We start from the raw sequence: 14,476 nt of genomic DNA, 5'->3' as shown, positions 1-14,476 counted from the left end.
CCTTGAAATCTGTGTTCGCTGGCGGTGCGACGACCCGCCCGGGCCGCCGCGTTCGGGCCGTGTTTACTTGGCCGCTACCGCTTCTTTTTTGGGAGTGGCTTGCGCAGATGCAGCTTGCTTTTCCTTCTGTTTGCGTTCATAGATTTCGCCGAGTGCACGCTTGTACTCGGTCGGGAAGACCTTGACGAACTTGGCACGCGCTGCGGCCCAGTTGTCCAGCAGGTCACGGGCGCGCTGCGAACCGGTCCAGCGGCTGTGGGCCTCGACCATGGCGCGCAGCTGTTGCTCGTCGCTCTGGCCGTTGTGCCACACACCGGGGTCGATGCTGCTGACGAATTCTTCGTGCGGCAGCACCTTGTCCAGCTTGACGGACGCGGTGTTGCAACGCTCGGCGAACTTGCCGTCTTCGTCGTACACATAGGCCACGCCACCGCTCATGCCGGCGGCAAAGTTGCGGCCGGTCTTACCCAGCACCACCACGGTGCCGCCGGTCATATATTCGCAGCCGTGGTCACCCACGCCTTCGACCACCGCCGTGGCACCGGACAGGCGCACAGCAAAGCGTTCGCCGGCCACGCCGCTGAAGAAGGCTTCACCGCGGGTAGCACCGAACATCACGGTGTTGCCCACGATGGTGTTGCTCACCGAGTTGCCACGGAATTCATGGCTGGGGCGCACCACCACGCGGCCGCCGGACAGGCCCTTGCCGGTGTAGTCGTTGGCTTCACCGGTAAGGTTCAGCGTCACGCCCTTGCACAGGAAGGCACCGAAAGACTGGCCGCCCGTACCTTCGAAATGGATGCGGATGGTGTCGTCTGGCAGGCCTTCGGCGTGCGCACGGGTCACCGCGCCGGAGAGCATGGCCCCCACGGAACGGTTCACGTTGCGCGCCACTTCCATGATGCGCACCTTCTCGCCGTGCTCGATCGCGGGCTTGCAGCGTTCGATCAGCTTCACGTCCAGCGCCTTGTCCAGCAGGTGGTCCTGCTTGTCGACATGGAAGCGCGGCACATCGGCGGGCACGTTTGGCTGGTAGAACAGGCGGCTGAAGTCCAGGCCCTGGGCCTTCCAGTGTTCCACGCCCTTGCGGGTGTCCAGCAGGTCGGAACGGCCCACCAGTTCGTCGAACTTGCGCAGACCCAGCTGGGCCATGATCTGGCGCACTTCTTCGGCGATGAAGAAGAAGTAGTTCACCACATGCTCGGGCTTGCCGGTGAACTTGGCACGCAGGACGGGGTCCTGCGTGGCCACGCCCACGGGGCAGGTGTTCAGGTGGCACTTGCGCATCATGATGCAGCCTTCCACCACCAGCGGTGCGGTGGCAAAGCCGAACTCGTCGGCACCCAGCAGGGCGCCGATGACCACGTCGCGGCCGGTCTTCATCTGGCCGTCGGCCTGCACGCGGATACGGCCGCGCAGGCGGTTCAGCACCAGGGTCTGCTGGGTTTCGGCCAGGCCGATTTCCCAGGGACCGCCGGCATGCTTGATGGACGACAGCGGCGAAGCGCCCGTGCCGCCGTCGTGACCGGCGATCACCACGTGGTCGCTCTTGCACTTGGCAACGCCGGCGGCAATCGTGCCCACACCGACTTCGGACACCAGCTTCACCGAGATGTCGGCGTGCGGGGCCACGTTCTTCAGATCGTGGATCAGCTGGGCCAGATCCTCGATGGAGTAGATGTCGTGGTGGGGCGGAGGCGAAATCAGGCCCACGCCGGGCACCGAGTAACGCTGCATGCCGATGTATTCGGACACCTTGCCGCCGGGCAGCTGACCGCCTTCACCGGGCTTGGCGCCCTGGGCCATCTTGATCTGGATCTGGTCGGAGGACACCAGGTACTCAGCCGTCACACCAAAGCGGCCGGAAGCGACCTGCTTGATCTTGGAGCGCAGGCTGTCGCCTTCGCGCAGCTCGATATCGGACTCGACCTGGGCCTTGCCGATGATGGAAGCCAGGGTTTCGCCCTGCTTGATGGGGATGCCCTTGAGCTCGTTGCGGTAGCGCTTGGGATCTTCGCCGCCTTCACCGGTGTTGCTCTTGCCGCCAATGCGGTTCATGGCCACGGCCAGGGTGGCGTGGGCTTCGGTGGAGATCGAGCCCAGCGACATGGCGCCGGTGGCAAAACGCTTGACGATCTCGGCAGCGGATTCCACTTCGTCCACCGGAATGGCCGTGGCGGGATCGCACTTGAACTCGAACAGACCGCGCAGCGTCATGTGCTGCTTGCTCTGGTCGTTGATCAGCTGGGCGTATTCCTTGTAGGTGCTGAAGTTGTTGGCACGGGTGGAATGCTGCAGCTTGGCAATCGCATCGGGCGTCCACATGTGGGCTTCGCCACGGGCGCGCCAGGCGTACTCGCCACCGGCGTCCAGCATGGTTTCCAGCACCGGGTCGTCGCTGAAGGCGGCCACGTGGTTGCGGATGGTTTCCTCGGCGATCTCGAACACGCCGATGCCTTCCACACGGCTGGCGGTGCCGGTGAAGTACTTGTCCACGGTGGCGGTGTTCAGGCCCACGGCCTCGAACAGCTGCGCGCCGCAGTAGGACATGTAGGTGGACACGCCCATCTTGGACATGATCTTGGACAGGCCCTTGCCGATCGCCTTGACGTAGTGGTAGATGGCCTTGTCGGCATCCAGACCGTCCACGGGTTCCTGGTACAGGTCGGCCAGGGTCTCCAGGGCCAGATAGGGGTGCACGGCTTCGGCACCGTAGCCGGCCAGCACGGCGAAATGGTGGATTTCACGGGCCGAGCCGGTTTCCACCACCAGACCGGCGGTGGTGCGCAGGCCTTCCCGCACCAGGTGCTGGTGGATGGCCGACAGTGCCAGCAGCGCGGGGATGGCCACCTGGGTGGCGCTCACGTTGCGGTCGCTGATGATCAGGATGTTGGCGCCGCCCTTGATCTCGTCCACGGCGTGGGCGCACAGCGAAGCCAGCTTGGCTTCCACCCCTTCACGGCCCCACGACAGCGGGTAGGTGATGTCGATGGTGGCGCTCTTGAACTTGCCGTGGGTGTACTTCTCGATCTCGCGCAGCTTGGCCATGCCCTCGAAGTCGAGGATGGGCTGCTGCAGCTCGAGGCGCATCGGCGGGTTGACCTGGTTGATGTCCAGCAGATTGGGCTTGGGGCCCACAAAGGACACCAGCGACATCACGATGGCTTCGCGGATGGGGTCGATCGGCGGGTTGGTCACCTGCGCGAACATCTGGCGGAAGTAGTTGTACAGCGGCTTGTTCTTGTCCGACAGCACGGCCAGCGGGCTGTCGTTGCCCATGGAGCCCACGCCCTCTTCGCCGTTCTTGGCCATGGGGGTCAGCAGGAACTTGACGTCTTCCTGGGTGAAGCCGAAGGCCTGCTGGCGGTCCAGCAGCGTCAGCGCGGGCTTGGCGGGCGCGACAAAGTCGGCCGGCACCTGCACCTGGTCGAGCTTGATGCGCAGGTTCTCGATCCACTGCTTGTAGGGCTTGGTGTTGACGACGTTGGCCTTGAGCTCGTCGTCCTCGATCATGCGGCCTTGTTCCAGGTCGATCAGCAGCATCTTGCCGGGCTGCAGACGCCATTTGCGCACGATCTTGCTGTCGGGCACGGGCAGCACGCCGGCTTCGGAGGCCAGGATGACCAGATCGTCTTCGGTCACCACATAGCGCGAAGGACGCAGGCCGTTGCGGTCCAGCGTAGCGCCGATCTGGCGGCCATCGGTGAACACGATGGAGGCGGGACCGTCCCAGGGCTCCATCATCGCGGCGTGGTATTCATAGAAGGCGCGGCGGCGCTCGTCCATGGCTTCGTGCTGTTCCCAGGGCTCGGGAATCATCATCATCACGGCCTGGCTGATGGGGTAGCCGGCCATGGTCAGCAGTTCCAGGCAGTTGTCGAAGGTGGCAGTGTCGGACTGGCCGGCAAAGCTGATGGGGTAGAGCTTCTGCAGGTCGTCGGCCAGCACGGGCGAGGCCATCACGCCTTCGCGGGCCACCATCCAGTTGTAGTTGCCGCGCACGGTGTTGATTTCACCGTTGTGGGCCACGTAACGATAGGGGTGGGCCAGCGGCCATTCGGGGAAGGTGTTGGTGGAGAAGCGCTGGTGCACCAGGCCGATGGCCGAGACGCAGCGCTCATCGGCCAGGTCCTTGTAGTACACGCCCACCTGGTCGGCCAGCAGCAGGCCCTTGTAGACCACGGTGCGGCTGCTCATGCTGGGAACGTAGTATTCCTTGCTGTGCTTGAGGCCCAGGTTCTGGATGGCGGCCGATGCGGTCTTGCGGATCACATACAGCTTGCGTTCCAGCGCGTCCTGGACGATCACGTCGGAGCCACGGCCGATGAAGACCTGGCGCAGGATGGGTTCCTTTTCGCGCACGGTGGGCGACATGGGCATGTCGCGGTTCACCGGCACATCGCGCCAGCCCAGCAGCACCTGGCCTTCGGCCTTGATGGCGCGTTCCATCTCCTGTTCGCAGGCCAGACGGGAAGCGTGTTCCTTGGGCAGGAAGATCATGCCCACGCCGTATTCGCCGGCGGGGGGCAGTTCCACGCCCTGCTTGGCCATCTCTTCGCGGTAGAGCTGGTCGGGAATCTGGATCAGGATACCGGCACCGTCACCCATCAGCGGGTCGGCACCCACGGCGCCACGGTGGTCGATGTTCTCGAGGATCTTCAGCGCACCCAGGACGATGTCGTGGCGCTTCTGCCCCTTGATATGGGCCACGAAGCCCAGACCGCAGGCGTCGTGTTCATTGCTCTTGGCGTACAGCCCGTGCTCTTGCAAGTGGGCAATTTCGGCAGCCGTAGTCATGGGGTTTTCCTCTATTTGTCTATCGCAGGGAACGCGAGAGTACGACACCGCATAAACCTATGCAAGAAAATTTAATTGGGGTCAGATACTAATTAAAAATAAAAATCCGCATTTTCATTTTAATTAGGGACATATCAAATGCACCAAAAGAAAGCCACGCGGCACGCGAGTGCCTACTCACGCACCAAAACGCACCAACAGAGTGCAAATGCAATAACCAGGAAGGATCAATTGCCCTGATATGGTGCAAACACCGCATCTGCAGCCGTTGCAGATGGTGACGAACTCGCCTCACCACCCTGTGGCGGACTGGCCTCAACCGGCCGCTGCGCCGGCCGCCCCGGACGCCGCCGGGTCAGGCGCCGCTGGGTCTGGTGCTGCAGTTGCGCCACAAAATCCGGTGAGCCCAGGGCCCAGCCTTTGCTGGCCGCCGCCAGCACCTCTTCCGCCACGGCTGCCGACACCCCATGCTCCACCGTGCGCTGGTAAGCAGCTTCCCGGGCGAACGGGGTATTGGCCAGGGCCCAGTACTGGGCATGGGAGCGCACCAGGCTGTCCTGCTGCACACCTGCGTTGTGCGCATAGCTGGACCATAGGTAGTCCTGCGGGCGCCCTACCAGGCCTTCCGCCACCGGCTGGGTTTCCAGCACCACCATGCAGGGCAGCAGATAGGCCGAGGCCTCCAGCACGGTGGAACGGTAGCGTCCTTCCCACAGGGTGCCGCTGCGGCCATGGCGGTTATTGAAGTAGCGCACATAGCTGCGCCCCACCGACTGCATGAACAGAGGCAGCCCCTCTTCCGTCTCGGGCGTGGCCAGCACATGGAACTGCGCCGGCAGCAGCACATAGGCATGCAGATCGATCTGGAAGCGCCGCGCCATCTCGCGCATCAGATCCTTCATGGTCTCGTAGTCCTGCACGTCCTCAAAAATGGGCTGCAGATTGTTCCCACGCTGGATCACGTAATGGGCCATTCCAGGCAGTGTCAGTCGGGGCAAGCGGGCCATGGAGCGTCACAGGTTGAAGAGGAGGCACACCACATCGCTGTGCGCCGACCAGAATAGGTTTTGGCTATCAACAGCAGTGCACAAGGTTGAAATACATTATGCGCAGCGTACCAGCGACCATTTGTCGGAGGAGTTCCTGTCTCCATACGACGTCCACACACCGTGGGACTGGCACAAGCCCATCGTCTGGATGGCGGCCTCGCCGCCACAGCGCACGGCACAGCCTGGCTGCACTCTATCAAAACAGGAGCATCCTGTACCTCGGCGCTGCGGGCAACGCGCCACATGGAGCAGCCCCACACCGGATCGGCGTGCAGGCGCCGCCTGCTCCAGGGCATGCCGGAGGCCGGCGCGCACGCGGCGCGAGGGCAGCTCCAGCGCACCATCCACAGGGCGCAGCACAATCGAATTGCTGGCCCGTCGGCCAAACAAACAGGCAAGTCAGACGGGTCAGATGGGCCGGGAGGTCCTTGTGCCGCAGACCCGCACAGAATGCCGGGTGCCCCTGCTGTTCAGCGCCCCGCCGCCCGCAGCAGTTGCGAGATGGTGTCGCAGGTGCGCAGCAGCTGCGGCAGCAACTGGTTCTGCATCATCTCGGCGCTGGTGCGGTTGGCCTGACCGCTGATATTCAGCGCTGCCACCGTCTGGCCCAGGCTGTTGCGCACCGGCGCAGCGATGGAGATCAGCCCTTCCTCCAGCTCCTGGTTCAGCAGGCACCAGCCCTGGCTGCGCGTCTGGCGGATGGCGGCCCACAGCGCCTCGTCACTGGTCTGCGTCAGCTGGGTGAACTGGCTGCGCGGGCAGCGGTCCATCAGCGCCTGCACCTGCGCATCGGGCTGGGCCGCCAGCAGCACGCGACCCAGCGAGGTCCAGAACGCCGGCAGGCGCGAGCCCACGCCCAGGTTGGTGCTCATGATCTTGTGGGTGTGCACGCGCAGCACATAGACCACATCCAGCCCGTCGAGCACGGCGGCCGAACACGACTCGCCCACCGCATCCACCAGGCCTTCCATGGCCGGGCCGGCCAGGCTCCACAGCGGCATGGAGCTGAGGTAGGCAAAGCCCAGGTCCAGGATGCGCGGCGTCAGCCGGAAGTGTTTGCCGTCGCTGTGCACATAGCCCAGGGTCTGCAAGGTCAGCAGGATGCGGCGGGCGCCGGCACGCGTCATGCCAGTGCGTGCGGCCACCTCGCTGAGTGTCTGCACCGGTGCTTGTGCGCTGAAGGAGCGGATCACCTCCAGCCCCCGCGCAAACGACTGAACGTAGCTGTCGCTTGGTTTTTGTGCTTCGTTTTCCATAGCTACAAGGGTTTTCCCTGATGTGGTTTCTACAGGCGCGGAAAGGCAAAGCCTCTTCCTATAATTCTTTTAGCGAACTTTTGTTCTATATGCGAACATTTTAACGCCTTCGCCCACACCGCGAAGGGGTCATGTCAGCAGGAGACAACACATGATCAACAAAATCACCGACACCATTGCCGAAGCCGTTTCGGTCGTCAAAGACGGGGACGTGGTCCTCATCGGCGGCTTTGGCACCGCTGGCAACCCCAATGAGCTGATCGACGGTCTGATTGCCCATGGCGCCCGCAATCTCACCGTGGTCAACAACAACGCCGGCAACGGTTACACCGGTCTGGCCGCACTGCTGCAAAGCGGTCTGGTGCAGAAGATCATCTGCAGCTTCCCCCGCACAGCGGACAGCTGGGTGTTCAACGACCTGTACCGCGCCGGCAAGATCGAGCTGGAACTGGTGCCCCAGGGCACGCTGGCCGAGCGCATGCGCGCCGCCGGCGCCGGCATCGGCGCCTTCTTCTGCCCCACCGCCTACGGCACCGAACTGGCCAACGGCAAGGAAACCCGCGAAATCAACGGCAAGCACTATGTGCTGGAGTACCCCATCTACGGTGATGTGGCACTGGTCAAGGCCGAGCAGGGCGATCGTTGGGGCAATCTGACCTACCGCATGGCCGCCCGCAACTTCGGCCCGGTGTGCGCCGTGGCTGCCAAGCACACCATCGCCACCGTGCACGAGATCGTGGAACTGGGCCAGCTGGACCCCGAAGCCGTGGTCACTCCCGGCATCTATGTGAACTCCATCGTCCAGATCCCGTTCGTGGCCACCCAGGCCGGTGGTTTCAAACAAGCCGCCTAAGCCGCGAATCAAGGAGATACCTCATGAGCAGCTACCAAAAGCGCAGCAAGAACGAACTCGCCGCCCGCGTCGCCCAAGACATCTTCGACGGTGCCTATGTGAACCTGGGCATCGGCCAGCCCACGCTGGTCGGCAACTACATCCCCGCCGACCGCGAGGTGGTGCTGCAGTCGGAAAACGGCATCCTCGGCATGGGCCCGGCCCCAGCCGAAGGCCAGGAAGACTATGACCTGATCAACGCAGGCAAGCAGCCCGTCACGCTGCTGGCTGGCGGCAGCTTCTTCCACCACGCCGACAGCTTCGCCATGATGCGCGGCGGCCACCTGGACATCTGCGTGCTGGGTGCCTTCCAGGTCTCGGCCACGGGCGACCTGGCCAACTGGAGCACGGGCGAGCCTGGCGCCATTCCCGCCGTGGGCGGCGCCATGGACCTGGCCGTGGGCGCCAAGGCCACCTGGGTGATGATGGACCTGCTGACCAAGACCGGCGAATGCAAGGTCGTGTCCGCTTGCAGCTACCCGCTGACCGGCCTGGGCTGCGTCAAGCGCATCTACACCGACCTGTGCACGCTGGAATGCACGCCTTCGGGTCTGCGCCTGGTGGACACCGTGGACGGTCTCAGCCACGCCGAACTGGAACGCATCGTCGGCCTGCCCATCGCCGCACCGGCCGCCGCCGTCGCAGCCTGAACGCCCCCTCCTCTGCGCCCTTCCCGCGACGGGAGAGGCGCACAGGACACCCCATTTCTTGAACATCGACCGGCCCACCGGCCACCGCACATCGGAGACAACACCATGAGCAACACCCCCCAAGCCTTCATCTGCGACGCCATCCGCACCCCCTTCGGCCGCTACGGCGGTGCACTGTCCAGCGTGCGCACCGACGACCTGGGCGCCCTGCCCATCAAGGCGCTGATGGAGCGCAACCCCGGTGTGGACTGGAAGGCCGTGGACGATGTGCTGTACGGCAATGCCAACCAGGCCGGTGAAGACAACCGCAACGTGGCCCGCATGTCCAGCCTGCTGGCGGGTCTGCCCATCGATGTGCCCGGCTCCACCATCAACCGCCTGTGCGGCTCCGGCCTGGACGCCGTGGGCTCTGCCGCCCGCGCCATCAAGTCCGGCGAAGCCCGCCTGATGATTGCCGGCGGCGTGGAATCCATGAGCCGTGCCCCGTTTGTCATGCCCAAGGCCGAAAGCGCCTTCAGCCGCAGCAATGCTGTGTATGACACCACCATCGGCTGGCGCTTCATCAACAAGCTGATGAAGCAGCAGTACGGCGTGGACTCCATGCCCGAAACCGCCGAGAACGTGGCCGACGACTTCAAGATCGAACGCGAAGCCCAGGACCGCATGGCGCTGGCTTCCCAGCAAAAGGCGGCCGCGGCCATCGCTGCCGGCTACCTGGCCAAGGAAATCGTCAACGTGGTCATCCCCCAGAAGAAGGGTGATGCCATCGTGGTGAGCCAGGACGAACACCCCCGCGCCACCACGCTGGAAGCGCTGGCCAAGCTGAAGGGCGTGGTCCGTCCCGACGGCACGGTGTCCGCCGGCAATGCCAGCGGCGTGAACGACGGCGCCTGCGCCCTGCTGCTGGCCAACGAAGAAGCCGCCCAGCAATACAACCTGGTGCCCCGCGCCCGCGTGGTGGGCATGGCCACCGCCGGTGTCGCTCCCCGCATCATGGGTTTCGGCCCCGCCCCTGCGGTGCGCAAGGTGCTGGCCCAGACCGGCCTGACGCTGGCCGACATGGATGTGATCGAGCTGAACGAAGCCTTTGCCGCCCAAGGCCTGGCCGTGCTGCGCGACCTGGGCATTGCCGATGACGACCAGCGCGTCAACCAGTGGGGCGGCGCCATCGCTCTGGGCCACCCCCTGGGTGCATCCGGCGCCCGCCTGGCCACCACCGCCGTGAACCAGCTGCACACGCTGGGCGGCCGTTACGCGCTGTGCACCATGTGCATCGGCGTGGGCCAGGGCATTGCCGTGATCCTGGAAAAGGTCTGAACCTTTTCCCACGGACCGGAACCTGTCCCCATCACCGCTCAGGAGACCTTGCATGAGCCAAGCCCCCCAATCCGCCGCCTGCACCGTGGTGACCGGCGCCAGCAACGGCATCGGCCGTTCCATCGCCGAAGCCTTGCTGGCCCAGGGTCGCACCGTGGTCAACCTGGACTATGTGCTGCCCAGCTGGAGCCATGAACGCCTGGTGTCCTACCAGGCCGACCTGACCAACGCCGAGTCCACCCAGGCCGCGGCCGAGAAGATTGCCGCAGCGCACAACGTGACCGCGCTGGTGAACAACGCCGGCGCCACCCGCCCCGGCACCATCGACACGGCCACCTCGGCCCAGCTCGACGATGTGGTGGGTCTGCACCTGCGTGCCCCCATGCTGCTGGTGCAGGCCTTTTTGCCCACGCTGCGCGCCTGCGGCGAAGGCCGCATCGTCAACATGTCGTCGCGTGCCGCACTGGGCAAGGGCGAGCGCATCGTGTACTCGGCCACCAAGGCCGGCCTGATCGGCATGACGCGCACCCTGGCCATGGAGCTGGGCCGCGACCGCATCACGGTCAACGCCATCGGCCCCGGCCCCATTGCCACCGAGCTGTTCAAGAACAGCAACCCGGATGGTGCGCCGCAGACGCAGCGCATTCTGAACAGCATCGCCGTGGGTCGCATGGGCACGCCCGAAGACGTGGCCCGCGCGGCGCTGTTCTTCCTGTCGCCCGACAACGGTTTTGTCACCGGTCAGGTGCTGTATGTGTGCGGCGGAACCACGCTGGGCGTGGCCCCGGTCTGACCACCCGCCACCCGTTTCACTTTCCCGATTCCCCCGGATGGCCGTGCCATGCATGCACGGCCACCACCCCCGGCGTGCGCGCCTGGCCCTGGCCAGCAGGGTGCGCAGGGGCCTTTTCCTCGTGTACTGGAGACTTTGATGTTTGAATCCACCCGCTCTTTCTCGCGCCGCCATGGTCTGAAGCTGCTGGCCGCCGCGGCCACCCTGGCCGTGGCTGGCGGTGCGGCTGCCCAGGGCGCCTTCCCCAGCAAGCCCATCAACATCATCGTCCCCTTCTCGGCCGGTGGTACCACCGACATCCTGGCCCGCATCGTCGGCCAGTACCTGGGTGAAGAACTGGGCCAGCCCGTGATCATCGACAACCGCCCCGGCGCCGGCGGCAACATCGGCGGCATGGCGGCCTCCCGTTCGCCCGCCGACGGCTACACCTTGTTCATGGGCACGGTGGGCACGCACGCCATCAACCAGTCGCTCTACAGCAAGATGCCCTTCGACCCGATCAAAGACTTTGCACCGCTGAGCCGCGTGGCCACCGTGCCCAACCTGCTGGTGGCCAACCCTGCCCAGCCGTTCAAGAACGTGAAGGAACTGATCGCCTACGCCAAGGCCAATCCGGGCAAGGTGAACTTCGGCTCCTCGGGCAGCGGCTCCTCCGTGCACCTGTCGGGCGAACTGTTCAAGTCCATGACCAAGGTGGACATGGTGCACGTGCCCTACAAGGGCAGCGCCCCCGCCATGACCGACCTGCTGGGCAACCAGATCTCGGTGATGTTCGACAACATGCCCTCCGCCATCCAGCACGTGCGCTCTGGCAAGCTGCGCCCCATCGCCGTGACCACGGCCAAGCGCTCGCGTGAACTGCCAGATGTACCGACCATCGCCGAAGCCGGCGTGCCCGGCTACGAGGCCACCTCCTGGTTCGGCCTGTGGGCCCCGGTCAAGACCCCCGCCGATGTGCAGCAAAAGCTCCACGCCGCGCTGGTCAAGGTGCTGAAGAACCCCGCCGTGATCAAGAAGATCGAAGACCAGGGTGGTGACGTGGTGATCGACACCCAGGCCCAGTTCGATGCCTATATCAAGTCCGAAGCCGCCAAGTGGGGCAAGGTCGTCAAGGAGTCTGGCGCTCAAGTCTGATCGCCGACGCGGCAGCGCCCGGGTTGCGCTGCCGTCGACGTCCCGCGACGTCGACATATCTCCTCCTTTGCGCGTCTGTCACGGCCTGTAGCGGGCTGTGCAGGCGCGTTTTTTATGGGCGCTCCCCAACCCTGTATACAAAACAGGACCGCAAGACAAGTACGGAGAGGTCAGCCACGCAAAGAAAAGAGCAGGCGTGCTTTTTGCATCACAAAGTGACGAATTGTCATCAATCGTCACCTAACATCCCTCCTTTCCTGCTGTCCCAGCGTCTTTGCGTCCCTTGCCGTGTTCTGCGTTGCCTTGCCCTCCGCCTTGTCTTTTCCTGCTGTGGGCCGGCCCGTGTGCGCACGCACTGCCCTGGCGCTGGCCTGCCTGGTTGCGGCACTGCCCACCCAGGCGGCAGAAGGCACTGCCCCCGCGGCGGCCACGCTGGGCACGGTCGATGTCACCGCCCCGGTCTCCGCCACCACCGAGGGCAGCGACCAGTACCTGAGCACCGCCCCCAGTGCCACGGCCACCGGCCTGGCACTGCGCAGCCAGGCCACCCCCCAGCCCGTGCAGGTGCTGACCCGCAGCCTGCTCAACGACCAGGATGCCCAGTCGGTGCGGGATCTGGCCGTGCTCTCGGCCGGCCTGAGCGCATCACGCGGGCAGTTGTACGCCCGGGGTTTTGCGCTCAGCCACTGGATGGTGGATGGCATGAGCGTCAGCTCCGACAAGAATTTCGATCTGAGCCAGAGTCTGGCCCTGTACGACCGGGTGGAAGTGGTCCAGGGCGCCTCGGGCCTGATGAGCGGCATGGGCACCCCCTCTGCCGCGCTGAACCTGGTGCGCAAGCTGCCCACGGCCCAGCCGCGCGTGGAACTGCAGCTGCGTGCCGGCCGCTGGAACCAGCGCGAAGCCATGGTCGACGCCTCCGGCCCGCTGAATGCCGCCGGCAGCTTGCGTGCCCGCGCCGTGGTGGATGCCAACAACCACCACAGCTATATGGACCGCATGGCCAGCCGCAAGCGCAGCTACTACGGCGTGGTCGAGGCCGACATTGCCCCCCAGACCACGCTGCGCCTGGGGGCCAGCCAGCAGCGCAACATCCACCGCGACTCGCTCAGCGAGATCCCCACCGCCCCCGACGGCGGCGACCTGCACCTGCCCCGCTCCACCTACCTGGGCTACGACTGGGAATACTGGCGGCAGCAGACCGACACCGCCTTTGCCCAGCTGGAACATGAATGGGACAGCGGCTGGCGCCTGCGCGCCGACCTGCTGCACCTGCACTCCCAGCTGGAATACCTGGGCACCTACCTGAACGGCGGCACCCCCACGGCCATGCGGCAGAGCCTGGGTCAGTACAGCTCCAGCCAGGAGGAAAACAGTTACGCCGTCTCGCTGCGCGGCCCCTGGCGCTTTGCCGGGCGCACCCACCAACTGGCGCTGGGCCTGAGCCACCGCCGGGGCGACACCTCCGGCCAGGGCTGGACGGCCCCCAACTGGATCACCGACCTGAATGTCTATGCCCCCATGGCCCCCGTCGCGGCGCCGAACCTGGGCCTGCTGTCGACCTACGCCTACCGCTACCGCCAGACGCTGGACCCCACCCAGACGGGGGTCTGGCTGGCCACGCAACTGCAGCTGCACGAGCGGCTGCAGCTGACCCTGGGCGGACGCTGGGACCGCTACCGCCATGCCGGACTGGTGGCCGACAATTTCCGCATGCCCATGCAGCGCACCGACCAGGACCGCCTGCAGCACTTCAGCCGCTACGCCGGTCTGGTGTGGGAACTGGATGCCCGGCACAGCGCCTACCTGCAGACCTCGGACATCTTCCAGCCCCGCACCGAACGCGACATGGCGGGCCAGGTGCTGCCATCGACCACCGGGCGCACCTATGGCGCCGGCCTGCAAGGCCGCTACCTGGACCAGCGCCTGCAGGCCGGCATCCACCTGTTCCAGGCCACCCAGCGCCATGCGCTGGAGCAGGAATACCAGCAATTCACCTGCCCCAGCTATCCCGGCGTGGCGTGCTACCGCAGCATCGAGCAGGTGCGCAGCCGCGGCGTGACGCTGCAGTTGCAGGGGCAGATCACCCCGGGCTGGCAGCTGTCGGCCAGCACCACCCTGGTCAGCAGCCGCTATACCCAGGACCCGCAGAAACAAGGCCAGCGCTACGAGCCGCAACTGCCCCGCCTGCAGTGGCAGCTGAGCACGGTCTACCGCCTGCCGGACAGCGCCTGGCGCGTGGGCGGCAGCCTCTACCGCCAAAGCAGCACCGGAAATACGGGGCTGGACACCCTGAGCGGCTACCAGTACCGCATCCACCAGCCCGCCTACACCCTGGTGGGGCTGATGGCGGCGCGCCAGATCACGCCACACTGGCAGCTGCAGCTGAACGTGCACAATCTGCTGGACAAGCGCTATTACCGCAGCATCGAAGCGCCCATGTTCACCGCCTATGGACCACCGCGCAGCTGGCAGGCCACGCTGCGCTACCAGTACTGAGCGCCCGGCGCCGGCCTGCAATTACCTATGTTTCGGGATTGGCAACACCGGCTCCAGCAGCGATAGTGCGCGCAACACGCCTTGTGCGC

Annotated in this window: 9 protein-coding genes; 6 read left to right on the top strand and 3 right to left on the bottom strand. The window is 65.3% G+C overall.

Annotated features, from left to right (window positions below):
- Window positions 1-63: 63 nt before the first annotated feature.
- The 3 genes from QM470_RS13740 to QM470_RS13730 form a co-directional block, all read right to left on the bottom strand.
- Window positions 64-4,797 (bottom strand): glutamate synthase-related protein, encoded by a 4,734-nt coding sequence (locus QM470_RS13740; protein WP_280012306.1) that lies wholly within the window; start codon window positions 4,795-4,797, stop codon window positions 64-66.
- 227 nt (window positions 4,798-5,024) lie between these two features.
- Complete coding sequence (locus QM470_RS13735; RefSeq protein WP_283339667.1) at window positions 5,025-5,804, bottom strand: transposase; 780 nt, start codon at window positions 5,802-5,804, stop codon at window positions 5,025-5,027.
- 512 nt (window positions 5,805-6,316) lie between these two features.
- Window positions 6,317-7,102: an IclR family transcriptional regulator domain-containing protein gene (locus tag QM470_RS13730; protein ID WP_066540352.1), complete on the bottom strand. Its 786-nt coding sequence runs from the start codon at window positions 7,100-7,102 to the stop codon at window positions 6,317-6,319.
- A 151-nt stretch (window positions 7,103-7,253) separates the two neighbouring features.
- Between QM470_RS13730 and QM470_RS13725 the strand changes: the two genes are divergently transcribed.
- The 6 genes from QM470_RS13725 (at window position 7,254) to QM470_RS13700 (ending at window position 14,387) form a co-directional block, all read left to right on the top strand.
- Window positions 7,254-7,955, top strand: a complete 702-nt coding sequence (locus QM470_RS13725; protein WP_066540350.1) for a 3-oxoacid CoA-transferase subunit A — start codon at window positions 7,254-7,256, stop codon at window positions 7,953-7,955.
- Between the two features lie 23 nt (window positions 7,956-7,978).
- A complete protein-coding gene (locus QM470_RS13720; protein WP_066540347.1) occupies window positions 7,979-8,644 on the top strand; it encodes a 3-oxoacid CoA-transferase subunit B in 666 nt (221 codons plus the stop codon).
- A 105-nt stretch (window positions 8,645-8,749) separates the two neighbouring features.
- Window positions 8,750-9,961: a 3-oxoadipyl-CoA thiolase gene (gene pcaF / locus QM470_RS13715; RefSeq protein WP_066540345.1), complete on the top strand. Its 1,212-nt coding sequence runs from the start codon at window positions 8,750-8,752 to the stop codon at window positions 9,959-9,961.
- A 52-nt stretch (window positions 9,962-10,013) separates the two neighbouring features.
- Window positions 10,014-10,754, top strand: coding sequence for an SDR family NAD(P)-dependent oxidoreductase (locus QM470_RS13710; protein ID WP_283339666.1), 741 nt, complete (start codon window positions 10,014-10,016; stop codon window positions 10,752-10,754).
- 138 nt (window positions 10,755-10,892) lie between these two features.
- Complete coding sequence (locus QM470_RS13705) at window positions 10,893-11,888, top strand: Bug family tripartite tricarboxylate transporter substrate binding protein (RefSeq protein ID WP_279998113.1); 996 nt, start codon at window positions 10,893-10,895, stop codon at window positions 11,886-11,888.
- 315 nt (window positions 11,889-12,203) lie between these two features.
- Window positions 12,204-14,387, top strand: a complete 2,184-nt coding sequence (locus tag QM470_RS13700; RefSeq protein ID WP_283339665.1) for a TonB-dependent siderophore receptor — start codon at window positions 12,204-12,206, stop codon at window positions 14,385-14,387.
- Window positions 14,388-14,476: the final 89 nt, after the last annotated feature.

Origin of the sequence: Comamonas sp. 17RB (assembly GCF_030056555.1) — a bacterium.
GTDB classification, from domain to species: Bacteria; Pseudomonadota; Gammaproteobacteria; order Burkholderiales; family Burkholderiaceae_C; genus Comamonas; species Comamonas terrigena.
Note: the sequence above shows the minus strand (reverse complement) of the source record. Positions and strands in the feature narration are given on the sequence as shown.